This is a genomic window from Halomonas sp. NO4 (assembly GCF_010994375.1).
Taxonomy (GTDB): Bacteria; Pseudomonadota; Gammaproteobacteria; order Pseudomonadales; family Halomonadaceae; genus Halomonas.
In genome coordinates this window covers 202,718-227,628 of record NZ_WHMA01000001.1, presented here as the reverse complement: position 1 = coordinate 227,628, position 24,911 = coordinate 202,718, and the positions used below count along the sequence as shown (strand labels likewise).

The 24,911-nt window shown below is 66.4% G+C and carries 20 protein-coding genes; 15 read left to right on the top strand and 5 right to left on the bottom strand.

What is annotated here, in order from left to right; genetic code table 11:
* The first annotated feature begins 30 nt into the window (after window positions 1-30).
* The 5 genes from clpX (at window position 31) to FEF15_RS01110 (ending at window position 7,554) form a co-directional block, all read left to right on the top strand.
* Window positions 31-1,308: an ATP-dependent Clp protease ATP-binding subunit ClpX gene (gene clpX, locus FEF15_RS01130; protein WP_163557242.1), complete on the top strand. Its 1,278-nt coding sequence runs from the start codon at window positions 31-33 to the stop codon at window positions 1,306-1,308.
* Between the two features lie 152 nt (window positions 1,309-1,460).
* Window positions 1,461-3,869: an endopeptidase La gene (gene lon / locus FEF15_RS01125; RefSeq protein WP_163557241.1), complete on the top strand. Its 2,409-nt coding sequence runs from the start codon at window positions 1,461-1,463 to the stop codon at window positions 3,867-3,869.
* A 175-nt stretch (window positions 3,870-4,044) separates the two neighbouring features.
* The gene (locus tag FEF15_RS01120) at window positions 4,045-4,317 is read left to right on the top strand and encodes an HU family DNA-binding protein (RefSeq protein ID WP_163557240.1); all 273 of its coding nucleotides are present in this window, start codon (window positions 4,045-4,047) and stop codon (window positions 4,315-4,317) included.
* A gap of 193 nt (window positions 4,318-4,510) precedes the next feature.
* Window positions 4,511-6,328, top strand: coding sequence for a SurA N-terminal domain-containing protein (locus FEF15_RS01115; protein WP_163557239.1), 1,818 nt, complete (start codon window positions 4,511-4,513; stop codon window positions 6,326-6,328).
* A gap of 206 nt (window positions 6,329-6,534) precedes the next feature.
* The gene (locus FEF15_RS01110; protein ID WP_163557238.1) at window positions 6,535-7,554 is read left to right on the top strand and encodes a GTP-binding protein; all 1,020 of its coding nucleotides are present in this window, start codon (window positions 6,535-6,537) and stop codon (window positions 7,552-7,554) included.
* Window positions 7,555-7,628: 74 nt separating this feature from the next.
* On the opposite strand, the gene lpxH is transcribed toward FEF15_RS01110, so the two are convergent.
* Window positions 7,629-8,390, bottom strand: coding sequence for a UDP-2,3-diacylglucosamine diphosphatase (gene lpxH / locus FEF15_RS01105; protein WP_163557237.1), 762 nt, complete (start codon window positions 8,388-8,390; stop codon window positions 7,629-7,631).
* 84 nt (window positions 8,391-8,474) lie between these two features.
* On the bottom strand, window positions 8,475-8,987 hold the full coding sequence (locus FEF15_RS01100) for a peptidylprolyl isomerase (RefSeq protein WP_163557236.1): 513 nt from the start codon (window positions 8,985-8,987) through the stop codon (window positions 8,475-8,477).
* A gap of 167 nt (window positions 8,988-9,154) precedes the next feature.
* Between FEF15_RS01100 and FEF15_RS01095 the strand changes: the two genes are divergently transcribed.
* Together FEF15_RS01095 and cysS are read left to right on the top strand one after the other, a co-directional pair.
* Window positions 9,155-10,834 (top strand): glutamine--tRNA ligase/YqeY domain fusion protein, encoded by a 1,680-nt coding sequence (locus FEF15_RS01095; protein ID WP_163557235.1) that lies wholly within the window; start codon window positions 9,155-9,157, stop codon window positions 10,832-10,834.
* A 14-nt stretch (window positions 10,835-10,848) separates the two neighbouring features.
* Window positions 10,849-12,246 carry a cysteine--tRNA ligase gene (gene cysS, locus FEF15_RS01090; protein WP_163557329.1) on the top strand — a complete coding sequence of 466 codons (1,398 nt, stop codon included), beginning with the start codon at window positions 10,849-10,851 and terminating at the stop codon, window positions 12,244-12,246.
* On the opposite strand, the gene FEF15_RS01085 is transcribed toward cysS, so the two are convergent.
* Window positions 12,219-13,214, bottom strand: coding sequence for a DUF1853 family protein (locus FEF15_RS01085; protein ID WP_163557234.1), 996 nt, complete (start codon window positions 13,212-13,214; stop codon window positions 12,219-12,221). The two genes, cysS and FEF15_RS01085, sit on opposite strands and share 28 nt — an antisense overlap.
* A 92-nt stretch (window positions 13,215-13,306) precedes the next feature.
* On the opposite strand from FEF15_RS01085, the gene FEF15_RS01080 reads away from it, so the two are divergent.
* The 8 genes from FEF15_RS01080 (at window position 13,307) to FEF15_RS01045 (ending at window position 23,026) form a co-directional block, all read left to right on the top strand.
* A complete protein-coding gene (locus FEF15_RS01080) occupies window positions 13,307-14,224 on the top strand; it encodes an ABC transporter substrate-binding protein (protein WP_163557233.1) in 918 nt (305 codons plus the stop codon).
* Window positions 14,225-14,227: 3 nt separating this feature from the next.
* Window positions 14,228-15,382 carry an ABC transporter permease gene (locus FEF15_RS01075; RefSeq protein WP_240454031.1) on the top strand — a complete coding sequence of 385 codons (1,155 nt, stop codon included), beginning with the start codon at window positions 14,228-14,230 and terminating at the stop codon, window positions 15,380-15,382.
* Window positions 15,379-16,317 (top strand): ABC transporter ATP-binding protein, encoded by a 939-nt coding sequence (locus FEF15_RS01070; RefSeq protein WP_163557232.1) that lies wholly within the window; start codon window positions 15,379-15,381, stop codon window positions 16,315-16,317. The genes FEF15_RS01075 and FEF15_RS01070 overlap by 4 nt, the downstream gene beginning before the upstream one ends.
* Window positions 16,314-17,072 (top strand): ABC transporter permease, encoded by a 759-nt coding sequence (locus FEF15_RS01065; protein WP_163557231.1) that lies wholly within the window; start codon window positions 16,314-16,316, stop codon window positions 17,070-17,072. Before FEF15_RS01070 ends, FEF15_RS01065 begins: the two co-directional genes overlap by 4 nt.
* Before the next feature lie 163 nt (window positions 17,073-17,235).
* Window positions 17,236-18,471 carry a thiamine pyrophosphate-dependent dehydrogenase E1 component subunit alpha gene (locus FEF15_RS01060; RefSeq protein WP_163557230.1) on the top strand — a complete coding sequence of 412 codons (1,236 nt, stop codon included), beginning with the start codon at window positions 17,236-17,238 and terminating at the stop codon, window positions 18,469-18,471.
* A 1-nt stretch (window position 18,472) separates the two neighbouring features.
* Window positions 18,473-19,450, top strand: a complete 978-nt coding sequence (locus FEF15_RS01055) for a transketolase C-terminal domain-containing protein (RefSeq protein ID WP_163557229.1) — start codon at window positions 18,473-18,475, stop codon at window positions 19,448-19,450.
* A gap of 28 nt (window positions 19,451-19,478) precedes the next feature.
* Window positions 19,479-21,131, top strand: coding sequence for a dihydrolipoyllysine-residue acetyltransferase (locus FEF15_RS01050; RefSeq protein ID WP_163557228.1), 1,653 nt, complete (start codon window positions 19,479-19,481; stop codon window positions 21,129-21,131).
* Between the two features lie 11 nt (window positions 21,132-21,142).
* Complete coding sequence (locus tag FEF15_RS01045; RefSeq protein WP_163557227.1) at window positions 21,143-23,026, top strand: protein kinase; 1,884 nt, start codon at window positions 21,143-21,145, stop codon at window positions 23,024-23,026.
* Here FEF15_RS01045 and FEF15_RS01040 read toward each other — a convergent pair.
* Window positions 22,992-24,290, bottom strand: coding sequence for a TRAP transporter large permease subunit (locus FEF15_RS01040; protein WP_163557226.1), 1,299 nt, complete (start codon window positions 24,288-24,290; stop codon window positions 22,992-22,994). The two genes, FEF15_RS01045 and FEF15_RS01040, sit on opposite strands and share 35 nt — an antisense overlap.
* A 16-nt stretch (window positions 24,291-24,306) precedes the next feature.
* A complete protein-coding gene (locus FEF15_RS01035; protein ID WP_163557225.1) occupies window positions 24,307-24,858 on the bottom strand; it encodes a TRAP transporter small permease in 552 nt (183 codons plus the stop codon).
* Window positions 24,859-24,911: the final 53 nt, after the last annotated feature.

Here is a 24,911-nt window from a genome sequence, read left to right as displayed (position 1 = left end):
CCGTGCCGCCGAAGCGACAGAGGTACGCGAATGGCCGACGGCAAAGGCAAGGACGAAGGCGGCAAGCTGCTCTACTGCTCGTTCTGTGGCAAGAACCAGAACGAAGTGCGCAAGCTCATCGCCGGCCCGTCCGTGTATATCTGTGACGAGTGTGTCGATCTGTGCAACGACATCATTCGCGAGGAAGTTCTCGATGCCGATGCCGAGAGCGACGAGGAGCGTCTGCCCGTTCCCCGCGAGATCCGCCACACGCTGGATGACTATGTGATTGGTCAGGACCGTGCCAAGACGGTGCTGTCCGTGGCCGTCTACAATCACTACAAGCGGTTGCGTGCCGGCGTGAAGGGGGATGACGTCGAACTGGGCAAGTCCAACATCCTGCTCATCGGTCCCACCGGCAGCGGCAAGACGCTGCTGGCCGAGACCATGGCGCGGCTGCTCAACGTGCCCTTCACCATCGCCGATGCCACCACCCTCACCGAGGCGGGCTATGTCGGCGAGGACGTCGAGAACATCATCCAGAAGCTGCTCCAGAAATGTGAATACGACGTCGAGAAGGCCCAGCGCGGCATCGTCTACATCGACGAGATCGACAAGATCTCGCGCAAGTCGGACAACCCCTCCATCACGCGTGACGTGTCGGGAGAGGGCGTCCAGCAGGCGCTGCTCAAGCTGATCGAAGGCACCACGGCGTCTGTGCCGCCCCAGGGCGGGCGCAAGCATCCCCAGCAGGAGTTCCTGCAGGTCGATACTGCCAACATCCTGTTCATCGTCGGCGGTGCCTTTGCCGGCCTGGACAAGGTGATTCGCGATCGCGCCGAGAAGGGCGGCATCGGCTTCAATGCTACGGTGAAGAGCAAGGACGAGACCAAGGGCGTGGGCGACCTGCTGCTCGACGTCGAGCCCGAGGACCTGGTGAAGTTCGGCCTGATTCCCGAGTTCGTGGGTCGCCTGCCGGTGATCGCGACCCTCACCGAGCTCAGCGAGGATGCGCTCATCCAGATCCTCACCGAGCCGAAGAACTCGCTGATCAAGCAGTACTCGCGCCTCTTCGACATGGAAGACGTCGAGCTCGAGTTCCGCGAAGACGCCCTGCGCGCCGTTGCTCAGAAGGCCATGGCCCGCAAGACCGGCGCCCGGGGCCTGCGCTCCATCCTTGAGTCGGTGCTGCTCGACACCATGTACGAGATTCCCTCCATGGAGGGGGTGACCAAGGTGGTCATCGATGCCGCGGTGATCGCCGGCGAGAGCGACCCGCTGCTCATCTATTCCCAGCAGGAGCAGCGCGTCGACGGTACCGACGGCTGAGGCGCGGCACGTTCTTACTTCGAGCCTGTAGCGAATGCAAGGGGTCGCCTGGCGACCCCTTTGTGCGTTACGGCCGCCCAGGCCCTTGCAACGACCGCGTCATGCCCCCACTCCTTGAATATCCACCCGATTACGTTTGAGGAAAGTCTGCGATGCAGCAGAACGCCGAACAGACCCTGAGTCTGCCCCTCTTGCCACTGCGCGATGTCGTCGTCTATCCGCAGATGGTGATACCGCTGTTCGTGGGGCGCGAAAAGTCGATCCAGGCCCTCGACGCTGCCATGGAAGCGGACAAGCGCGTGCTGCTGGTGGCCCAGCGTGAGGCCGGCCAAGACGATCCGGGCACCGATGATCTCTTCACCATCGGTACCGTGGCCGAGATCATGCAGCTGCTCAAGCTGCCCGATGGCACGGTCAAGGTACTGATCGAGGGGACCTCACGCGCCGATCTGCGGGCCGTCCACCACACCGACGGCGGCTACAGCCAGGCCGAGGCCGTGCTGCGCGACAGTCAGCCGCTCACCGAGCGCGAGCAGGAGGCCTTGGTGCGCGTGCTGCTCAACCAGTTCGAGCAGTACGTCAAGCTCTCCAAGAAAGTGCCCAACGAGGTGCTCAACTCGCTGTCAGGCATCGAGGATCCCAGTCGACTGGTCGACACCATCTGTGCCCACCTGTCGTTGAAGATCCATGACAAGCAGCAGCTGCTCGAGATGGACCGGGTGCGCGACCGCATCGAGCACCTGATGGCGCTGATCGAGTCCGAGATCGACCTGCTGCAGGTCGAGAAGCGCATCCGCTCGCGCGTCAAGGATCAGATGGAGAAGGCCCAGCGTGAGTACTATCTCAACGAGCAGATGAAGGCCATCCAGAAGGAGATGGGCGAGCTCGAGAACGTACCCAACGAGGCCGAGAAGTACGAGAATGCCATCGAGGAATCGGGTATGCCCAAGGAGGCCCGCGAGAAGGCCTCCCAGGAGCTCGGCAAGCTGAAGATGATGTCGCCCAGCTCCGCCGAAGCCACGGTGGTGCGCTCCTGGCTCGATTGGTTGATCTCCGTGCCCTGGAAGAAGCGCTCCCGGGTCAAGCATGACCTGGTGCACGCCCACCAGGTGCTTGACGAGGATCACTATGGCCTGGACGAGGTGAAGGAACGCATTCTCGAGTATCTGGCCGTCCAGAAGCGCGTGCGCAAGCTCAAGGGGCCGGTGCTGTGCCTGGTCGGCCCGCCCGGCGTGGGCAAGACGTCGCTGGGGCAATCCATCGCCCGTGCCACCAACCGCAAGTACGTGCGCCTGGCGCTCGGGGGCGTACGCGACGAGTCCGAGATCCGCGGCCATCGCCGCACCTATATCGGTTCACTGCCCGGCAAGCTGATCCAGCGCATGAGCAAGGCCGGGGTCAAGAACCCGCTGTTCCTGCTCGACGAGGTCGACAAGATCGGCATGGACCATCGCGGTGACCCGGCCTCGGCCTTGCTGGAAGTGCTCGATCCGGAGCAGAACGACAAATTCAGCGATCACTACCTGGAGCTGGATTACGACCTCTCCGAGACCATGTTCATCTGCACCGCCAACTCGATGAACATTCCCGGTCCGCTGCTGGATCGCATGGAGGTCATTCGCCTGCCGGGCTACACCGAGGACGAGAAGCTCGCCATTGCTCGGCGCTATCTGGTGCCCAAGCAGCTCAAGGCCAACGGCTTCAAGGATGAGGAACTGGCGTTCTCCGACGAGGCGCTGCTCGAACTGATCCGCTACTATACTCGCGAGGCGGGCGTCCGCGAGCTCGAGCGCCAGATCGCCAAGGTGTGCCGCAAGGTGCTGCGCCAGCGCCTCGAAGGTGAGGAGCACGCCGGAGCGCAGGCCCCGGCGACGCTCACCGCTGCGGATATCGAGACCCATGCCGGCGTGCGCCGCTACAGCTATGGCCTGGCCGATCAGGAGGATCAGGTGGGGCGGGTCACCGGTCTTGCCTGGACCTCGGTGGGCGGCGAACTGCTCAACATCGAATCGGTGGTCACCCCCGGCAAGGGGCGCATCAACAAGACCGGCTCGCTCGGCGATGTCATGAAGGAGTCGGTGAGCGCCGCGCAAACCGTGGTGCGTGCCCGGGCACTGAAGCTGGGCATCGATCCCGAGCGTTTCGAGAAGGAAGACCTGCACATCCACGTTCCGGAAGGGGCTACGCCCAAGGATGGTCCCAGTGCGGGCATTGCCATGGTCACGGCCATGGTCTCCGCCTATACCGGTCGACCGGTTCGTTGTGACCTGGCCATGACCGGCGAAGTGAACCTGCGCGGTGAAGTGATGCCGATCGGTGGGCTAAAGGAGAAATTGCTGGCTGCCCGCCGCGGTGGTATAAAGTCGGTGCTCATTCCGGAAGAGAATCGTCGTGACCTCAAGGAGGTCCCGGACAACATCAAGGATGCACTGGAAATCCGGCCCGTGCGTTGGATCGACGAGGTTCTGGAAGCTGCACTGACAGAAATAACCGAGGTGAAAGGTGAGGATTCCCGCGCGGATGAGCCGGCAGCCTCGGCTTCAATGATCAGCACGCATTGATCATTTCTTCGCGCCATACCGGTCTTAGAATGCCGGCATGGCGCGGTTCGGCGCCGCAGGTTGCTTGACACGTCTTTTTCGGCATTGCTATAAACTGCAGCCATGCCGTGATCGAATTGTTGGCCGAGAGTCGCGCTGATAAGAGCCATTATCTGAAACAGTCAAGGGGTGAAGTGTGAACAAATCCGAGCTGATCGAAGCCATCGCCGCGTCTGCTGATATTCCCAAGGCAGCCGCGACGCGCGCGTTGGACGCGATGGTCGACACCGTCACCGATAGCCTCAAGAGCGGTGACACCGTTTCCCTGGTGGGTTTCGGTACGTTCTCCGTCAAGGAGCGCGCGGCGCGTACTGGCCGCAACCCGCAGACCGGCGAGCCGATCCAGATCAGCGCTGCCAAGGTGCCGACCTTCAAGGCCGGCAAGGCGCTCAAGGACTCCGTCAACTGAGTGACGATGGGGCTACGGGCACTGCAGCCGCGGTGCCACTGCCACGCCCACTCGGAGCGACAACAGAGAGGCGCATCGCCATGGCGATGCGCCTTTTTCTCGGTTGTGGCCAGCCTGGCGAGCGGCATGGTCGGAAGGCCCGGGCCGTGCGTATAATGGTCGCGATTTCCGTTACTTAATCACCGAGGCCTGCATGCTGCAAAGTATTCGAGACCGCTCCCGGAGCTGGGGCGCCAAGATCATCGTCGGTGCCGTCGTCGCGGCACTGGCCCTGTTCGGCATCGAGTCGCTGGTGGGGCTCATCGGCGGCAGCGGCGACGAGATCGCTGAGGTCAACGGCGAGCCGATCACCCGCCAGCAGCTCGAGCTGGAGGTCCAGCGCGCCATTCGCTCCGGCCAGGTGCCGCCCGAGCAGGAGCGCGCCCTGCGCGGGGAGGTGCTCGACAGCCTCATCGGTGAGCAGCTGATGACGTCCTACGCAGAGGACGGCGGCCTCTACCTCTCCGAGGAGCAGATCGACCAGGTGATCGTGAACCTGCAGGAGTTTCAGGATCAGGAGGGGCGCTTCTCGCAGGAGCTGTTCCGCAACCGGCTGGCGAGTGCCGGCTTCACGCCGCTTTCCTTCCGCGAGGCCTTGAAGGTCGACATGATGCGCCAGCAGCTGCAGCTGGGCGTGGCCATGAGTGACTTCACCCTGGAGCGCGAGCGCGAGCGTCTCGCGGCACTTCAGCGTCAGACCCGCACCTTCCGTCATCATCAGCTCACTCCCGAGCAGCTCAGCGAACCGGTGGCGGTCAGCGATGCGGAGATCCAGGCCTACTACGAGGCCAATGCCGAGCAGTACCGCCGCCCTGAGCAGGTCCGTCTCGAGTACGTGATCCTCGATCGCCAGGCCATGGCCGAGTCCGCTGAGGTGAGTGACGAGGCGATCCGCGACGCCTGGGAAGCTCGCAGCCGCGATGCCGATCGGCGGGTCTCCCACATCATGGTCACCTTCAACGGTGAGCGTAGCCGTGAGGAGGCGAGGGCACGCCTGGAGAGGGTCCGCGAGCGCCTGGCGGAAAGTGAATCCTTTGCCGAGCTGGCGCGTGAATTCTCCGATGACGCCACCACGGCGGAGCAGGGCGGTGACCTGGGCTTCATCAGCCCCGGCTTCTTCGGTGACGCTTTCGACGATGCCGCCTTCGGCATCGGTGTCGGCCAGGTATCCGAGATCGTCGAAACCAGCAATGGCCTGCACCTGGTCAAAGTAACCGAACTCGACATGCCGCCTCTCGAGGAGATGCGCGATGAACTGGAGCGCGAGCTTGCCCTTCAGGCCGTCGATGACACCTTCAATCGCCGTGTTCAGGCGTTGATCGACGAGAGCTTCGCGGCCGAGGATCTGGCCAGCGTGGCCGAGAGCCTCGACCTCGAGCTGCGGGAGAGCGGCTGGGTATCGCGCGACAGCGCCAGCGGCGTCCTGGGGGAGCCTGGCGTGATGAGCGAAGCCTTCAGCCAGGACGTGCTGAGCGAGGGTTTCAACAGCGAGGTCGTCGAGCTCGATGCTGACCGCCGCCTGGTGTTGCGGGTAGCCGAGCACCGCGAGGCCGCGACGCGCCCCCTCGAAGAGGTGCGTGTTGATGTCCGAGCGGCCGTGGAGCAGCGCAAGACGCAGGAGGCCTTGCTTGAGGTGTCGCGAGAGCGCGTAGAGCGCCTGCGCGACGGCGAGTCGCTCGACCTCGAATGGCAGCGGGTCGAGGGAGCCACTCGCCAAACCGGCGAGGCGCCTCGGTTCGTCGTCCAGACCGCTTTCCGCTTGCCGCACCCTGAGCGTGACCAGCCAGTCTATGGCCAGGCCAGCGACGGTGAGCGGGTGGTGCTGATCGCTCTCGAAAATGTGGCCGACGCCGAACCCGACGAGCAGACGGAAGCCTTTGTCGCCCGCATGGCCGAGCAGCTCCGCGGCCAGTCCGCCATTCAGGCGCTGCGGGCTCACCTGCGTGATACCGCGGAGATCGAGCGCTACTGAATCGCGATCGCCGCCGTACAGTCCAGGGGCACCCAAGGGTGCCCCTTTGTTATGAGGGGCTTTGGTCGGCATATTTATACCGTTATCTTCATAAAGACAAGCAAGAACACCAACGCTCTCGGCTTATTGAATGACAGTGGCCGCAAGGATGTTACCCTGTAACAAATCAAGGCGTACCGGAGTCAAGCGTGTCTCAAGGACCTGTTATGAACGTGCCGGTGCATCTGGTCACCGGCTTTCTGGGTAGCGGCAAGAGCAGCCTGATCCGCAGCCTCATCGATCAGAAGCCGGCGCAGGAAACCTGGGCCGTGCTGGTCAACGAGTTCGGCCAGGTGGGGATCGATCAGGCCATGTTCGATACTCAGGCGGGGGTAGTGGTCAAGGGGCTGCCGGGAGGCTGCCTGTGCTGCCAGCTCGCCTTCGTGATGCAGGCCGCCCTGGTCAATCTCCTGCACCGGCACCGCCCCGATCGCTTGCTGATCGAGCCGTCCGGCCTGGGTCATCCGGCCGGGTTGCTCGAGGTGCTGCGCGGCGAGGCGTTTGACGGCGTGCTCTCCGTCCACGACATCATCGCCGTGCTCGATCCGCGCCGCTTCGACGACCCCCGGTCGCGGGAGCACGAGACCTTTCGCGACCAACTGGCCATGGCCGATGCCGTGGCCTTGACCATGACCGACCTGGCCAGCCCGGACCAGCTGACCGCCGCCCAGGCGTGGCTGGACGCGAGCTGGCCACGCAAGAAGTGGATACGGCAGGCGCCCCACGGTGAGCTGGCCGTGTCGCTGCTGAGCGGCGAGAGCGCGCCTGCCGAGGCGGGGCAACGCCCGTTGCCGGAGAGCGAAGCGCACCGGCGGCTGCGCCAGCAGGCGGCAGGCAGCGTGGAGCTGGAGGGAATGGACGTCTCGGCACCGACGCCGGGGCATCCCGTCCGCGAGGAGGGCGCAGCCCTGGGCTATGCGACACTGGGCTGGCGCTGGCACCCCGACGATGCCTTCGAACTGGATCGCGTCTCGGCGCTGCTCGGTGATCTGCCGTCCGGGCTGCGCGTCAAGGGGGTGCTGCACACCGAGGCGGGCTGGAAGCGCTATAACCGCTCGGCGGGCACGGTGAGCCTCGAGCCCACCGCCTGGCGTCAGGATTCCCGCCTGGAGATCATTGCCGAGGTGGGAGCGTTGCCGGATGCCGACTGGCTGGAGGTTCGTCTCAACGCCTGCCTGAATGGATAGGCGGGCCGTCGTCCCTCATTTGGCGCTGGCCTGGGCCGGCAGAGAGTGTCCGGTGTTGCGCGTTGTTGCCGCCATTAGACGAGAGAAAAGGCCCTGAGCTCGGGATGGCCGTTTCCGTCGACCTCGATTTCCCAACCCTGGTCGGGCTGCCAGTCGCCGAGCACCAGCCGGCGGGCGGGCTGGCCATCGACCTCGAGACCGTGCACGGCGGGGCGATGCGTATGGCCGTGGATCAGGATCGCCACCCCGTGGGCGTGCATGACGTGCACCACCTCCGCGGGGGTGACGTCCATGATCGCGTCGGCCTTGTTGGATGTGGCCTCGCCGGACTGCTCGCGCAGCGAATGGGCCAGCGCCAGCCGGTCGGGAATCGGCAGGGCCAGGATTTGTCGCTGCCACTGGGGATTGCGTGCCTGCGTGCGGAAGGCCTGGTAGGTGTCATCGCCGGTGCAGAGGCTGTCGCCGTGCATCAGCAGGACCGGCGCGCCACCCAGGGGCATTACGCTGGGATCGGGCAGCAGGGTGGCCCCCGCGTCGCGGGCAAAGCGCTCGCCGAGCAGGAAGTCGCGGTTGCCGTGCATGAGATAGAGGGCCGTACCGCTGTCGCTGAGCTCACGCAGGGCGGTCACCACCCGCCTGGCCAGCGCCGCGTGACCGGTGGGGTCGGCGTCTCCGAGGTCGAGCAGATCGTCGCCGATCCAGGCGTCGAAGAAGTCGCCCAGGATGTAGAGCGCCTCGGCCTGGCGAGCGCGGTGCCCGAGCCAGTCGAGGAAGCGCTCGGTCAGCTCGGGAGCGCCGGGGTGCAGGTGCAGGTCGGAAATCAGCAGCGTGCTCATGGGCCTCGTCTCGCAGGGCTCTTGTCGTTGGGCGGCGGGGTGTCAGAAACGCAAGCGCCCGCCGGAAGGGCGGGCGCGAAAGGCTCAGGCATCGCTGTTTGGCGTCTCGGCGACGTAAGCGCGCTGGATGACGACATCCTCGGCGGGCACGTCGGCATGCATGCCACGACGCGTGGTGGGCACCGCCTTGATCTTCTCCACCACGTCCATGCCGTCGACCACCTTGCCGAATACGCAGTAGCCCCAGCCCTGGATGGACTTGCCGCTGTGGTTGAGGAAGTCGTTGTCGGCCACGTTGATGAAGAACTGTGCGGTGGCGGAGTGCGGGTCCTGGGTGCGGGCCATGGCCAGTGTGCCCGTGGCATTCTTGAGGCCATTGTCGGCCTCGTTCTCGACGGGGTCGCGGGTCGGCTTCTGGTTGAAGTCGGTGTCGAAGCCGCCGCCCTGGACCATGAAGCCGTCGATGACGCGGTGGAAGAGGGTGCCGTCGTAGAAGCCGTCGCGCACGTACTGCTCGAAGTTGGCGGCGGTCTTGGGGGCGTTGTCGTGATCGAGGGCGACGTGGATGTCGCCGAAATTGGTCTGAAGAACGATCATTGCGGGTATCCCTCGTCAGGAAGCGGGGCGCGCCTTGGCGCCATGCATGGGCGTGGCGCTATAATAGCGGTTTTGCTTCGCTGCGCGAAGCGAAGGCGCGGGAACCCGGCCATACCCGGCGTTCGACCGCCAGGCCCGCATTTCAACCAGAGGTTGCCTTTCCAACCATGACCACCGAAACCACCAGCGCGCCGAACTTCATTCGTAACCAGATCCAGGAGGAGATCGCGGCGGGTCGCACCACCCAGATCGTCACCCGCTTTCCTCCGGAGCCCAACGGTTTCCTGCATATCGGCCACGCCAAGTCGATCTGCCTGAACTTCGGGCTGGCCGAGCAGTTCGGTGGCGATTGTCACCTGCGCTTCGACGATACCAATCCGGCGAAGGAGGAGCAGGCCTACATCGATGCCATCAAGGAGGATGTCAGCTGGTTGGGGTTTGCCTGGTCAGGTCCCGTACGGTTTGCGTCCGACTACTTCGAGCAGCTTTATGCCTGGGCGCAGCACCTGGTGCGCGAGGGCAAGGCGTACGTCGACGACCTCTCGCCCGACGAGATCCGCGAGTATCGCGGCACCCTGACCGAGGCGGGCACGCCCAGTCCGTATCGCGAGCGCAGCGCCGAGGAGAACCTGGACCTGCTCGAGCGCATGCGTGTCGGTGAGTTCGCCGAGGGGGAGAAGGTGCTGCGCGCCAAGATCGATATGGCCGCGCCCAACATCAACCTGCGCGATCCCATCCTCTACCGCATCCGCCATGCCAGCCATCACCAGACCGGCGAGGCGTGGAAGATCTACCCCTCCTATGACTTCACCCACGGCCAGTCGGATGCCATCGAAGGCGTGACACACTCCATCTGCACCCTGGAGTTCGAGGATCACCGGCCGCTCTACGACTGGTTCCTGGCCAATCTGCCGGTACCCACGACGCCGCGCCAGATCGAGTTCGCGCGGCTCAACATGAACTACACCCTTACCTCCAAGCGCAAGCTCAAACTGCTGGTGGACCAGGGTATCGTCGACGGCTGGGACGATCCGCGCATGCCGACAATCTCCGGCATGCGTCGGCGCGGCTACACGCCGGCTTCGATCCGCAAGTTCTGCGAGATGATCGGCGTGACGCGCGCCGACGGCGGCCTGGTCGATATCGCCATGCTCTACCACGCGATCCGCTCCGACCTCGAGGACAATGCGCCACGGGCAATGTGTGTGCTGAAGCCGCTCAAGGTGGTGCTGACCAACGTGGCGGAAGACCACGAGGAAGTCTACGAGGTGCCCGGCCATCCGGCGCGGGAGGATATGGCGGTGCGCCGCGTGCCGTTCACCCGCGAGATCTATATCGACCAGGACGACTTCATGGAGGAGCCGCCCAAGAAGTTCTTCCGCCTGGCGCCGGGCAAGGAGGTGCGCCTGCGCAACAGCTATGTGATCCGCTGCGACGAGGTGGTCAAGAATGCCGCCGGCGAGGTCAGCGAGCTACGCTGCTCGGTGGACTTCGACACCCTGGGCAAGAACCCGGAGGGTCGCAAGGTGAAGGGGGTGATCCACTGGGTCAGCGCCGCGCACGGCGTGCCCATGGAAGTGCGCCTCTACGACAACCTCTTCCAGGTCGAGCAGCCCGACAAGGACAAGGATGCCGACTTCCTCGAGCATCTGCACCCCGAGTCACTGGTCACGCTGCAGGCCATCGGCGAGCCGAGCCTCGCCGCCGCCGCGCCCGAGTCGCGCTTCCAGTTCGAACGGGTGGGCTACTTCTGTGCCGATCGTCACGCCTGCTGCGACGGCAAGCGGGTATTCAATCGCACCGTGGGGTTGAAGGATTCCTGGGCCAAGATCAAGAAGAAGGGGTGAACGTGAGCGCAGACCTGCTGATCTACAATACCCTGACCCGGCGCAAGGAAGCCTTCACGCCCATCGACCCGGGCCAGGTGCGCATGTACGTCTGTGGCATGACGGTGTACGACTACTGTCACCTGGGGCATGCCCGGGTGATGGTGGCCTTCGACGTCATCACCCGCTATCTGCGCCATCGCGGCTTCGATGTGACCTACGTGCGCAACATCACCGACATCGACGACAAGATCCTGCGTCGGGCCGAGGAGAACGGCGAGTCGATTGGGTCGCTGACCGAGCGCATGATCGAGGCAATGCGCGAGGACGAGGCGAGGCTCCGAGTGCTGCGTCCCGACCGCGAGCCGCGCGCCACGCGCCACGTGGGCGATATCGTTGCCATGATCGAGACGCTGATCGCCAAGGGCTTCGCCTATGCCGCGGTCAACGGCGATGTCTACTACCGGGTGAGGAAGTTCGAGGGCTACGGCAAGCTCAACAACCGCGATCCTGACGAGATGCGCGCCGGAGCGCGGATCGTGGTGGGCGAGCACAAGGAGGATCCGCTGGATTTCGTGCTGTGGAAGGCGGCCAAGCCTGGCGAGGCGAGCTGGCCGTCGCCCTGGGGCGAAGGGCGTCCCGGCTGGCATATCGAGTGCTCGGCCATGTCCCGGTGCTGCCTGGGCGAGACCTTCGACATCCACGGCGGCGGGCCCGATCTCACCTTCCCCCACCACGAGAATGAGATCGCCCAGAGCGAAGCGGCCAACGACAAGCCCTTCGTCAACACCTGGATGCATGCCGGCGCCGTGCGGGTGAATCAGGAGAAGATGTCCAAGTCGCTGGGCAACTTCTTCACCATTCGTGAGGTGCTTGAAGTCCACGATCCGGAAGTGGTGCGCTACCTGCTGGTGGCCAGCCACTACCGCAGCCCCATCAACTATGCCCCGGAGGCGCTGGGTGAGGCGAGGCGCTCGCTGGAGCGCTTCTACAATGCGCTCGACGGCGTGGAGCCGGCCGAGGGCGAGGTGGATGCGCGATTCACCGAGCGCTTCGGCGCCGCCATGGACGACGATTTCAACACTCCCGAAGCGCTCTCCGTGCTCTTCGACCTGGCGCGCGAGCTCAACCGCGCCAAGCAGGAAGAGCCCCAACAGGCGCCGGCGCTGGCCTTCGAGCTCAAGCGTCTGGGTGACGTGCTGGGACTCCTCGACCAGGAGCCGGCGTACTTCCTCAAGGGGGGCGAGGTCGCGCTGCCGCTGCCCGAGGCCGAGATCGAGGCAAAGATCGCCGCGCGCGCCGAGGCCAAGAAAGCCAGGGACTTTGCCGCGGCCGACGCCATTCGCGACGAACTGGCGGCCCTGGGCATTCAGCTCAAGGACTCGCGGGAGGGCACCCGCTGGATTTACGAGCCGCCGGGCGAGCGCGTCTGACTCGGCGGCTGGCGCGGCGGCAGCGGGATCTGCCGTGGCCAGTCGTCGTCCACGATGAACAGCCGTTGCCTCCCCGCCGGGGTGGCCAGTGCCACCTGCACCGGCGAGCCGGGGTCGGCGAAGTGCTGGGCGAGACGGGCCTCCAAGGTGCGCAGTGCCACGAAGGCTGGGTCACGCGGCAGGGCTAGCCAGTGCGGGCGGGCCAGCCAGGCGCCACGGGTGCTGGGGGGCAGTCCATCCCGAAAGTCGCGCCACTCCGACCACCTCAGCCAGCGTCCCTGCCAGTGTGTTGCCGCGCTGCCGCGCGGGGTGGGCAGGGGGGCGCGCCACGGCTGAAAGAGCACGCCGGGCAAGGCCAGGCGACGGGTAATCGTCATCAGCGGGCCCGGCAGCCGGTCGGCGAGTGCCTCGCGGATAACTTCACGCGCTTCGGCGCGGCTGCTCAGGGGTAGCTGATGGTCGCGCAGGTGGGCGAGCTTGCAGGCCAGGCTGTCGGCACCCCCGGGGCCGATCCAGCGTGCCGGGTCCGCCGCCTCGCCCGGGCCTTCCGGCAGGCCCAGGTAGAACTTGATGGCCACCTCCAGGTGGATCGGTATGGCGCGATCGTCGCGGCAGTAGAGCAGGTCCAGCTCGCCCAGGGTCTGCTTCTCGCGGTGGACCCTGAGGTTGTGGGCGAGCAGGCGGGTACCGGGTGAGTGCGCCAGCAGGAATTGCCACAGCCGTTCATGGTAGAGCCCCATGCGCCCCGCGAGGGTGTCGCCGACGCACGCCTCGAGGGCGGCCGGGTTCCCTTCGAGGTCGGCGAGCCAGGCGTCGAGGTGCGCGGGGTCGGACAGGCCCAGGTCGTCGCGGCCGGGGCGCGGCGGCCAGCTGCCATCGACCAGGTCGGGGCAAGCCAGCAGCCACGCCAGGTCCCTCACCAGGGGGTGATGCCAACGGTCGAGTAGGGAGGTGGCGGTATCTCGCATGGCGGGTCGGTGTCGCGTTGAGATCGGCGTCTGACAGGCAAACTGTACACGCCTTATACTCTGCGTACATTCACAACGAACGGGTGGTGACGATGAACCGCTCCCTGATCGGCCTGGCGGCCCTGGCTGCCGGCTCTGCGCTGACGCTCTCGGTGGCCCATGCCAACGAACCGGTGGTGGTGGCCTCCAAGATCGATACCGAAGGCTCCGTACTGGGGGAACTGATTCTCCAGCGCCTGGAGCAGGCCGGCATCGCGACCGAGGATCGCCTGCAGCTCGGCGGCACCAGCATCGTCCGGGAGGCGCTGCTGACCGGCGAGATCGACATCTATCCCGAATACACCGGCAACGGCGCCTTCTTCTTCGACATGACCGGCAGCGACGTCTGGCACGATGCCGACGAGGCGCTGGCCACGGTGCGCGAGCGTGACGCCGAGAACGGGCTGGTGTGGCTGACGCCCGCCGAGGCCAACAACACCTGGGCGATGAGCGTGCGTGCCGACCTGGCCGAGGAGCATGGTCTCGAGACGCTAGAGGACCTGGCGGACTACCTGGCCGACGGCGGCGAGTTCAAGTTCGCGGCCAGCGCCGAGTTCGTCGAGTCCCCCCAGGCGCTGCCCGCCTTCCAGGAAGCCTATGGCTTCGAACTGTCGTCCGACCAACTGCTGGTTCTCTCAGGGGGCAACACCGCCGCCACCATGCGTGCCGCCGCCCAGCAGACCAGCGGCGTGAACGCCGCCATGACTTACGGTACCGATGGTGGCCTGGGCGCCCTGGGCCTGGTGGTGCTGGAGGACTCGCTCGGCGTGCAGCCGGTGTACCAGCCGGCACCCGTGGTCCGCGAAGCCGTCCTCGAGGCCTATCCCGAGATCGAGACGCTGCTCGAACCGGTCTTCTCCGCCCTGGATCTGGAAACCCTGCAGCGCCTCAACGGCGAGGTGGCGGTGAATGGCATCGCTCCCAGCGAGGTCGCTGCCCGCTTCCTCGACGGTCTCGAGACAACGGAGTAGCGCGTGCAGCAGGCAAGGTCCAAGCCCAATGCCGTGCTGCTGGTGTTGATGCTCGTCGGCGTGGTCGCCTGGCTGACCCTGCCGGCGATCAGCGTGGCGCCCAACCGCATCGTGCCGGGAACCCCTCAGCGGGCCCAGGAGGCGCTGGGCTGGGGCGTGGCGCTCCTGGCCACGGTACCCATGCTGGGCGTGGCCACGCTGGCCTGGCGCCCCTTCACATGGCATCTGCGCGCCGCCCTGGTCCTGGTCGTTGGCCTGCTGGCCGCCATGCCTCTGTGGCTGTCGGGCGTGGCGGCGACCCTGGAAGCCGCCTCGCGACTGGGCCTGGGGAGTGCGCTCTGGTTGCTGCTCTTCCTGTGGTTGCTGGCGCTGATCGAGTTGCGGGCGCGCCTGGCCCTGTCTCGCCCCCTGGGCTGGGCCCTGCTGCTGCCGGTCCTGCTCGCCTGGTGGGTCTGCCTGATGCAGTGGCTGGCTCCCCTGGCGCTCTATCGCGAGTACCAGGTGCGCAGCGATCAGTTCGTGGGTGCCATCGGTCAGCACCTCGCCTTGGTCGGGTCGGCGGTGGGGGCAGCACTGTTGCTGGGCGTGTGCCTGGCGCTCGCCATGCGTCGCCGTGCCGGCGTGCGCCGCGTGGGGTTCGGGATACTCAACTTCCTGCAGACCATTCCCAGTATCGCCCTGTTCGGATTGCTGCTGGCGCCGCTGGCCTGGCTGGCATCACGGGTGGAGTGGTTGGCGGCACTGGGCGTGAGCGGCATCGGCTGGGCGCCGGCCTGGCTGGCGCTGCTCGGCTACAGCCTGCTCCCCATGGTGCGCAACACCTTCGTGGCCCTGGAAGAGGTCGACCCCGCCGTGATCGAGGCGGCGCGCGGCATGGGTATGAGCCAGCGCCAGGTGTTTCTCCAGGTCCGCCTGCCGCTGGCCCTGCCGGTGGTGCTGGAGGGCATTCGCATCACCACCGTGCAGGCCATCGGGCTCACCGCGGTGGCGGCACTGATCGGTGCCGGGGGGCTCGGTACCTTCATTTTTCAGGGGCTGGGGCAGGCGGCGATGGACCTGGTGCTGCTCGGGGCGTTGCCGATCATCGCCCTGGCCCTGATGGTCGATGCGCTGCTCAGCGCCCTTGCCGACTGGCTGCGTCAGGGAGGAACGACGTGATCGAGCTGTTCGACGTCACCAAGCGTTTCGGCGAGGAGGTGGCGGTCGACGCCATCTCGCTGCGGGTGCAGAAGGGCGAGCTGTGCGTGCTGGTCGGTACCTCGGGCTGCGGCAAGTCCACCACCCTGCGCATGATCAACCGGCTCATCGAACACAGCGACGGGGAGATCCATCTCGACGGCCAGCCGGTGAGGACCTTCGACGAGGTGACCCTGCGCCGGCGCATCGGCTACGTGATCCAGAATACCGGCCTGTTTCCGCACTGGACGGTGGCACGCAACATCGGTCTGGTGCCACGGCTGCTCAAGTGGCCGCGCGCCCAGGTGCGCGAGCGGGTCGAGACGCTGATGGCGCTGCTCGGCCTGCCGATCGAGGAGTTCGCCGCCAAGTATCCCCACCAGCTCTCTGGCGGTCAGGCGCAGCGGGTCGGCGTGGCCCGAGCCCTGGCAGCCGACCCCGAGATCCTGCTCATGGACGAGCCCTTCGGGGCCCTCGATCCGATCACCCGCGAGGCGCTGCAGCACGAACTGCTCGACCTTCAGGCGCGCCTGCACAAGACCATCGTCTTCGTTACCCACGACATGGACGAGGCCCTGGCGCTGGCCGACCGCCTGGTGGTCATGCGCCAGGGGCGCATCGTCCAGCAGGGGCCGCCCCTCGAGCTGCTCCACGAGCCGGTGGACGATTTCGTGGCCTCGATGCTCGGCGGCGATGCGCGTGGCCTCAAGGAAGCCGCCCTGACCCGGGTGCGCGACCGCATGCTGCCGCTGGGACCGCGCCTGCTTGCCCACGAGCGCGTCGCGGTCGATGTTCCCCTCAATCAGGCGCTGTCGCTGATGCTGTGGCACCGCGTCGACCGCCTCACCGTGGTCGACGATGACGACATTCCCATCGGCGAGCTGTCGCTGCGCCGGCTGGTGGGGAGCAAGGCATGAGCGGGGATGTCGTCAGGCAACGTCACTCGCTGGCCGGTTGGTGGGTGCCGCTCGCCTGGCTGGCGCTGCTGTTGGCGCTGAGCCTGGGAATGGGGCTGCTCGAAGGTCCGTTGCGCGTCATCGAGCCCGACAGTCGCGACGTGCTCTATGTGCGTGCCAGCTTCCTGGCGCTGCTGGGCCAGCACGTGATGGTAGTGGGGCTGGCTTCACTCCTGGCCGTGCTGCTCGGCGTGGGTGGCGCGGTGGCGGTGACACGACCGGCGGGGCGCGACTTCCTGCCGCTGGTGACTCAGCTCGCCTCCATCGGCCAGACCTTTCCCCCTGTCGCCGTGCTGGCGCTGGCAGTGCCGGCACTGGGCTTCGGTACCCTGCCGATCGTGGTGGCCCTGCTGCTTTATGGCCTGTTGCCCATCGTGCGCAACACCCTGGCCGGCATTCAGGGCATCGATCCGGGCGTGCACGAGGCGGCCCGCGGCATGGGTATGACCCCCGGCCAGATCCTGCGTCAGGTGGAGCTGCCGCTGGCCGCCCCGGTGATCCTCGCCGGGGTGCGTACCTCGGTGACCATCAATGTCGCCACCGCCGCCATCGGCGCTACCGTGGGCGCCAGCAACCTGGGCGATCCCATCATCTCCGGCATCGTCAATGGCAATACCGCCTACGTGCTGCAGGGGGCACTGCTCATCGGCCTGCTGGCGATCACCGTGGACAGCGCCTTCGAACGCCTGCAGCGCCGGGTGGTGCGGCAGGGCTGACGCGGGCATCATGGGTGAGCCTTTCTGACGATTTGACGTTAACGTCAACTGTCGTATTATCGGCGCTGCGTTGGAGCGAACCTCTGGCGCGGCGCTACAGTTATGACAACACTGCCCTCACAAGGGGCGGTTTTCCTCCTGCCACCACCCAAGGACCAGGAAGATGACAACAACAGAAGATGTCCATGCGCTGGCGTTCATGACCGGCGATGAGTTCCATATCCCGACCTACCGGTTACTGCAGCAGGACGGCACCCTCTTCGAGGGCGCCGAGGTGCCCGACCTCGACCAGGACCGGGACAAGGCGCTGCGCATCTATCGCGCCATGCTCACCACCCGGGTGCTCGACGAGCGCATGCTGGCGGCGCAGCGCCAGGGGCGCCTCTCCTTCTACATGCAGTGCACCGGCGAGGAGGCCGCCGTTGTCGGTGCCACGGCGGCGCTCGACGACACCGACATGATCATGGCCCAGTACCGCGAACAGGGCGCACTGGTCTACCGCGGCTTCACCTACGACGAGTTCATGAACCAGCTGTTCGGCAACGAGCTCGACTACGGCAAGGGGCGTCAGATGCCGATCCACTACGGGTCGCGCAAGCTGCACTACATGACGATCTCGTCGCCCCTGGCTACCCAGATCCCCCAGGCCACCGGCTACGCCTATGGCCAGAAGATGGCCGGCGAAGGGAACTGCACCATCACCTTCTTCGGCGAGGGTGCCGCCTCCGAAGGGGATTTCCACGCCGCCCTGAACATGGCCGCGGTGCACGAGGTGCCGGTGATCTTCTTCTGCCGCAACAACGGCTATGCCATCTCCACGCCGGCCCATGAGCAGTTCGCCGCCGACGGCATTGCGCCACGTGCCTTCGGCTATCGCATGCATGTCATCCGCGTGGATGGCAACGATATCCTGGCCGTCTATCGTGCCACTCAGGCGGCGCGCGCCATCGCCGTGGACAAGAATCAGCCGGTGCTGATCGAGGCGATGACCTACCGTCTGGCCGCCCACTCCTCCTCGGACGACCCTTCCGGCTACCGCTCGCGCAAGGAGGAGGATGCCTGGCGCGAGAAGGACCCCATCCTACGCATGCGGCGCTGGCTCACCGACAAGGGGTGGTGGAGCGACGACGAGGAGAAGGCGCTGCAGGAGAGCCTGCGCCGCGAAGTCCTGGAGACCATGAAGCGTGCCGAGAAGCGCCCGCCGCCGCCCCTGGACAGCCTGGTCACCGATGTCTATGCCGACGTGACTCCGGCCCTGCAGCGCCAGCTCGACGCTCTCAAGCGCCACATCCGTCGCTATCCCGACGAGTACCCCAAGGGAGCGCGGTCGCTGGATCCCGACGTGCGCGCCGAGGATGCCGCCGACAAACCGGCCGATGACGACCAGGGAGGTGCCTGAGATGCCGACCATGAACATGCTGCAGGCGATCAACAATGCCCTGGATATCGCCATGGCGGAAGACGAGCGGGTGATCTGCTTCGGCGAGGACGTAGGGGTGTTCGGCGGCGTGTTTCGCGCCACCAGCCACCTGCAGGAGCGCTACGGCAAGTCGCGCTGCTTCAACACGCCGCTGGTGGAACAGGGCATCATCGGCTTCGCCAACGGCCTGGCCGCCCAGGGCTCCGTGCCGGTGGCCGAGATCCAGTTTGCCGACTACATCTTTCCGGCCTTCGACCAGATCGTCAACGAGACGGCCAAGTTCCGCTTCCGCTCCGGCGACCTCTTCAACGTTGGCGGCCTGACCATCCGCACCCCCTACGGTGGCGGCATCTCCGGCGGGCTCTACCACTCCCAGTCTCCCGAGGCCTATTTCGCGCACACCCCGGGGCTCAAGGTCGTGGTGCCGCGCAATCCCTACCAGGCCAAGGGCTTGCTGCTCTCGGCGATCCGTGACCCCGACCCGGTGATCTTCTTCGAGCCCAAGCGGCTCTACCGCGCCTCCACCGGCGAGGTGCCGGAAGACGACTACCAGCTGCCCATCGGCGAGGCCGAGGTGACCAAGGAGGGTACCGATGTCACCGTGCTCGGCTGGGGCGCCCAGATGGAGATGATCGACCGTGCCGTCGAGCAGGCCGAGAAGTCGGGCATCTCCTGCGAAGTGATCGACCTTCGCTCCATCCTGCCTTGGGACGAGGACACCGTGGCGGAGTCGGTGCTCAAGACCGGCCGGCTGGTGATCGCCCACGAGGCGCCGCTCACCGGGGGATTCGCCGGCGAAATCGCCGCGGCCATCCAGGAGCGCTGCTTCCTGTACCTGGAGTCGCCCATCGCGCGGGTGACCGGCCTGGACACGCCCTTCCCGCTGACACTGGAGAAGGAGTACATGCCGGATCACCTCAAGGTCTATGAGGCCATCCGCGCCAGTGTGGAATTTTGACGACCGGTATCAGGACAGGAGACGCAAGATGAGTGAGTTCATGCTGCCCGATATCGGCGAAGGTATCGTGGAATGCGAGATCGTGGAGTGGCGGGTCGCCGAGGGCGACGTCATCGAGGAGGACCAGCCGGTCGTCGAGGTGATGACCGACAAGGCGCTGGTCGAGATCACCGCGCCCGAGGCGGGGCGTATCACCCGGCTCCATGTGCCCAAGGGCGAGGTGGCCAAGGTGCACGCGCCATTGTTCGCCTACGAGCCCGCCGAGGGAGAGCCGGCGGATGCCGATACACCCCAGCAAGCGGCTGAGACGACGGCAGCGGCACCCGGCGGTGACTCCGTCGCCCAGCAGCCGGCGCCGGCCGAACCCAGCGAGGGGGTCGAAAAACCGACGGCCGCGGCCAAGGACTTCATCCTTCCCGATATCGGCGAGGGCATCGTCGAGTGTGAGGTGGTGGAGTGGCGTGTGGCCGAAGGCGAGCACATCGCCGAGGACCAGCCGGTGGTCGACGTCATGACCGACAAGGCCTTGGTGGAGATCACCGCGCCGGAAGGGGGGCGAGTGAGTCGGCTTCACGTGCCCAAGGGCGAGGTGGCCAAGGTGCATGCGCCGCTCTTTGCCTATGTGCCCGACAGCGTCGAGGATACGGCGTCCGACGCGGCTCCGGCGCGCGCGGCCGATGCGCGGCCTGCCGAGCCCGAGCCCGCGTCTCGACGGACCAGGCCCGCGGACGCGTCACCGCGCGCGGCCGGCGGCTACGGCCCCTACGGTCGCATTCCCGCCGCACCGGCGGTGCGTCGCCTGATGCGCGAGTACGACCTCGCCCTGGAGGACGTGCCCGGCACCGGCAAGCAGGGGCGGGTGCTCAAGGAGGACGTGCTGCGCTACCTGGAGCAGGGGGCTGCCCTCTCCGCCGCAACGGCCTCTCCAGCCCAGTCCACTCCGTCGCCGGCACTCGCGTCCGAGGCTGAGGCGAGCGAGGTGCGCGTGGAGCCCCTGCGCGGGGTGCGCGCGGTGATGGCCAAGCGCATGGTGGAAGCCGCCACTACCATCCCGCATTTTCAGTATGGCGAGGAGATCGACGTCACGGCGCTGCTTGCGCTGCGCGAGCGCCTGAAACCGCAGGCCGAGGCAAAGGGAGCGCGCCTGACGCTGATGCCGTTCTTCATGAAGGCGATGGCGCTGGCGGTACGCGAGGAGCCGATTCTCAATGCCCGCCTCGATGCAGCCGCCAGCGAGATCCACTACCTGCCCTCGGTCAACGTGGGCATGGCGGTGGACAGCCAGGCCGGGTTGCTGGTACCCAACGTCAAGGGCGTGGAGCGACGTACCCTGCTCGAGGTGGCCGGCGAGATCCAGCGCCTCACCGAGGCGGCGCGCAGCGGCAAGGTGGCCCAGGAAGACCTCAAGGGCGGTACCATCAGCATCTCCAATATCGGGGCGCTGGGTGGCACCTATGCGGCGCCGATCATCAACGCCCCGGAAGTGGCGATTGTCGCCATTGGCAAGATCCAGTGGCTGCCGCGCTTCGACGAGGCCGGCGAGGTGGTGCGCCGGGCGATCATGACGGTCACCTGGGCCGGGGACCACCGAATCATCGACGGCGGCACCATTGCCCGCTTCTGCAATGCCTGGAAGGGCTATCTGGAAGCGCCGGAGACGATGCTCCTGCATCTCGGCTGAGGAGCAGCGCCATGCCCCAGGCACCCCTGCAGCAGTTCTACATCCCGGAAGAGCAGTCGATCTACCTGCTCAGTCACGACGACGCCCGCAAGCTCAAGGAATGGGTGGCGCTGTGTCAGGCCCAGCTCGAGCAGCTGGGCTACCGGGACATCGAGCTGATCGGCAAGGGTGCCTACGGCTTCGTCTTCGCCGGCATCACCGCCCACGGCGAGGAGTACGTCTTCAAGTTCACCCGGGTCAACCTGCCCCAGCACCTTCAGGACCGCCTCGAGGAAGAGGCCTTCATGCTGGAGCAGGTCGACCATCCGCGAGTGCCCAAGCTGATCGCCTTCCAGCGCGTGCGCAGCCAGTCGATCCTGGTCATGCAGCGCGCGCCGGGGCTCAACCTGGAGGAGGTCTCGCTCCAGGAAGGGCGCCTCGCACCGCGGCTGATCGTGCGTATCGCCGACCAGCTGGCGGACATCCTGCGCGCCCTGCGCCGGGAAGCCGGCCCGGCCGGCAAACCCATCGTCCACGGCGACATCAAGCCCTCCAACCTGGTCTTCGACGCCGCCCGTGAGACGGTGGCCCTGATCGACTGGGGTTCCTCGGTGTTCGCCCAGCTCGATGCCAACCTGCAGTTCGTGGCGACCAACGTCATGGAACTGATGTCCGACAATCTGCAGCAGACCAACGCCCGCCTGGGCGACGTCTACTTCATCGGCGACGAGCAGCTCAATGGCGCACTGTCCTCGCCGCGCTTCGACGAGCAGGGCGCGGCGGGCACCCTCTATGCGCTCGCCTCGGCCCAGTCGTGCCGCTTCGGCCATCGCGCCATCCCCGCGACCTCGCTGGGACTGCCCATGGAGTTCGCGCGCATGCTCGACGGCATGCTCGATCCCGATCCCGCCACCCGGCGCCAGGCCGGCGATCACTTCGTGCGCGAGATGCCGCGCCTGGCCCGCACCGTGATGATCGATCTCCCCGAGCCACCCGAGGCGCCGCTGGTACCGACCTGGGTGCGACCCTCGACCCACGAGATCGACACCGTCGTCTACAGCTCGCGCAAGGCCTTCCTGCGCGAGGAGGGCGGCGAGGAGACGCTCAGCGACGTCAACGATGTCCAGCTCGACCGCTACTACAAGAACTTCATGCAGGGCATGGGCGAGACCGAGAAGGCGTTCCTGGCGGCGGTCAGCCGGCTTGGTAAGTACCCGGTGGTGGGCGGGCTTGCGGTGCGCTGGGAGGCGGAGGGCGTCTACATCGACACCTCGCTCAACCTCCACGACCCGGCGCTCAAGCCGGCCTTCGTGGCGGCGGTCAACAACATGGTCAACCTGGCGCGGGCCATCTACCGTCGAGGGATCTTCAAGAGCTGCCTGTTCAATGCTCGCGACACCCTGCACCTGGACCGCGACGACCCCGAGGAGCCGTTCCACCTCGAGCCGGGGATGCGCCTGCGCTACGAGGTGAGTGCGGTGCCGGAACTGGAGGATCGCTCGCGGCTGCACAGCTACTTCGAGGACGGCCCCGACCCCGAGGAGTTCCTGGTGCTGCCCGAGCCGATCATCGCCTCGCTGGAGGCGCTCAACGAGATCCACCATACCGGCATGATCATCTTCGAGGCGCTGCCCGCCCATCTCAAGATCCACAGCTACTACCGGCTGCTCGATCCCTCCCGGGAGGCGGAGTTTCGTCAGCGCCTCGACGACATCCTCGCCGCCGTGGACCAGATCACCGGCCTGGGCGTCTCCGGCTTCATGAAGATGCCCTACAAGGACACCCGCTTCTTCACCCACGTGCAGCGCCAGCCGGAGCGCTACTACCCTCGCGATCCCCGGGCGGCCCTGGCGGAGCTGGAGGCGCCTCCGGAGCGTCGCCTCAGCGATTCCCCATCGCCTCGGGCAGGAAGGTGACGATCGCCGGGAAGAGGGTGATCAGGACGACACCCAGCATCATCAGCAGGAAGAAGGGCATCGCCGCCCAGGCGATGCTGAGAATGTTGCGCCCGGTCATGCCCTGGAGCACGAAGAGGTTGAAGCCCACCGGGGGGGTGATCTGCGACATCTCTACCACGATCACCAGGAAGATCCCGAACCAGATCAGGTCGATGCCGGCGGCCTCCACCATCGGCAGCATGATCGAGGTGGTCAGCACCACTACCGAGATGCCGTCCAGAAAGCAGCCCAGTACGATGAAGAAGAGGGTGAGGGCCGCGAGCAGCATCCACGGCGAGAGCTCCTGCGCGGCGATCCAGGCGGCCAGGTCGCGGGGCAGGCCGGTGAAGCCCATGGCAGCGGTCAGGAAGGAGGCGCCGGCGAGAATGAAGGCGATCATGATCGAGGTGCGCACGGCACCGAGCAGCGCATCGCGGAAGACGTGGCGATCCATGCTGCCCTGCACGCGCGCCAGCAGCAGGGAGAGCACGACCCCCACGGCGGCGGCCTCGGTGGGCGAGGCGAGGCCGGCGTAGATGGAGCCGATCACGCCGATGATGAGTGCCAGCATGGGCAGCAGGCGCCGCGAGCGGCGCAGTTTCTCGCCCAGGCCGATGCCCGGGTCGGGGGCCGGCACGCGCTCGGGATAGCGCCACGACCACAGCATCAGGTAGAGGGCGAACAGCGAGACCAGCATCAACCCGGGAAGGATACCGGCAATGAACAGGCGGGCGATCGACTGGTCGGTGGCCACGGCAAACACGATCAGGATGATCGAGGGCGGAATCAGCAGGCCCAGGGTGGCCGAGCCCGCCAGGCTGCCGATCACCAGGCGCTCGTCGTAGCCCCGCCGGGTGAGCTCGGGCAGGGTCATCTTGCCCATGGTGGCACAGGTGGCCGCCGAGGAGCCCGAGACTGCGGCGAAGAGCGCGCAGCCCACCACGTTGGTGTGCAGCAGTCGGCCCGGTACCCGCCGCATCCAGGGCGACAGCCCGGTGAACATGTCGTTGGCGAGCCGGGAACGGAAGAGGATCTCGCCCATCCAGATGAACATGGGCAGGGCGGTCAGCTCCCAGCTGTAGCTCGAGCCCCAAACGTTGGTCGCCATGACGTCGCCGGTGGGGATGTTGGTGAACTGGGAGAGCCCGATCCAGCCCAGCGCCATCAGCGAAAAGGCCACCCAGACGCCGCTGCCGAGCAACACCAGCAGGGCGACGAGGAGCGAGAGCATCATCGTCAGCATGGTGGTCTCTCCCGGTTCACGAGTGGCCCGTGTCGTCGATGGTGAAGTCCCTCGGGCGCGTCACGGCGGTGACGAGGGTGATCAGCCAGGCCTCGATCAGCGCCAGGCAGAGCAACACCACGCCGGTGAGCATGGCCGTCTGGGGAATCCACAGCGGAATGTTCACCAGGCCGTAGGAGGTTTCCCCGTAGGCGATGCTGTCGGCGAGCAGCCAGCCGAGGTTCCAGGCGAGATAGAGGCTCAGCGCGGCGGCGATGCTCAGGCAGAACACCTCGAAGTAGACGCGGATGGCGGCGGGCAGGCGCCCGATCAACAGGGTGACCCGGATATGGCCACCGTTGACGAAGGTGTAGGCCAGCCCCAGGAAACTCGCACCCACCAGCAGGTAACCCGAGATCTGGGCGAGCCCCGGGATGGTCAGGCCGATACGGCCGGCCCCGAGCTGCGTGGCGACCCGGTCGAGCAGGCGCCCCACGATCTGCGCGGTGATCAGGGTGCAGATCAGGCACAGGCAGGCAGCGGAGAGATAGCCGCCCAGGTTGTAGAGCGGCCTAAGTCGATAGCGCATGGTGGCAAACCCTGGCGGCAGGGAGCTCGGCCCCGGCTGGCCGGGACCGCAGC

Coding starts and splice junctions, on each gene's coding strand:
- clpX (WP_163557242.1), top strand. CDS start 31: ATGGCCGACGGCAAAGGCAAGGACGAAGGCGGCAAGCTGCTCTACTGC.
- lon (WP_163557241.1), top strand. CDS start 1,461: ATGCAGCAGAACGCCGAACAGACCCTGAGTCTGCCCCTCTTGCCACTG.
- FEF15_RS01115 (WP_163557239.1), top strand. CDS start 4,511: ATGCTGCAAAGTATTCGAGACCGCTCCCGGAGCTGGGGCGCCAAGATC.
- FEF15_RS01110 (WP_163557238.1), top strand. CDS start 6,535: ATGAACGTGCCGGTGCATCTGGTCACCGGCTTTCTGGGTAGCGGCAAG.
- lpxH (WP_163557237.1), bottom strand. CDS start 8,390: ATGAGCACGCTGCTGATTTCCGACCTGCACCTGCACCCCGGCGCTCCC.
- FEF15_RS01100 (WP_163557236.1), bottom strand. CDS start 8,987: ATGATCGTTCTTCAGACCAATTTCGGCGACATCCACGTCGCCCTCGAT.
- FEF15_RS01095 (WP_163557235.1), top strand. CDS start 9,155: ATGACCACCGAAACCACCAGCGCGCCGAACTTCATTCGTAACCAGATC.
- FEF15_RS01085 (WP_163557234.1), bottom strand. CDS start 13,214: ATGCGAGATACCGCCACCTCCCTACTCGACCGTTGGCATCACCCCCTG.
- FEF15_RS01080 (WP_163557233.1), top strand. CDS start 13,307: ATGAACCGCTCCCTGATCGGCCTGGCGGCCCTGGCTGCCGGCTCTGCG.
- FEF15_RS01065 (WP_163557231.1), top strand. CDS start 16,314: ATGAGCGGGGATGTCGTCAGGCAACGTCACTCGCTGGCCGGTTGGTGG.
- FEF15_RS01060 (WP_163557230.1), top strand. CDS start 17,236: ATGACAACAACAGAAGATGTCCATGCGCTGGCGTTCATGACCGGCGAT.
- FEF15_RS01055 (WP_163557229.1), top strand. CDS start 18,473: ATGCCGACCATGAACATGCTGCAGGCGATCAACAATGCCCTGGATATC.
- FEF15_RS01050 (WP_163557228.1), top strand. CDS start 19,479: ATGAGTGAGTTCATGCTGCCCGATATCGGCGAAGGTATCGTGGAATGC.
- FEF15_RS01045 (WP_163557227.1), top strand. CDS start 21,143: ATGCCCCAGGCACCCCTGCAGCAGTTCTACATCCCGGAAGAGCAGTCG.
- FEF15_RS01040 (WP_163557226.1), bottom strand. CDS start 24,290: ATGCTGACGATGATGCTCTCGCTCCTCGTCGCCCTGCTGGTGTTGCTC.
- FEF15_RS01035 (WP_163557225.1), bottom strand. CDS start 24,858: ATGCGCTATCGACTTAGGCCGCTCTACAACCTGGGCGGCTATCTCTCC.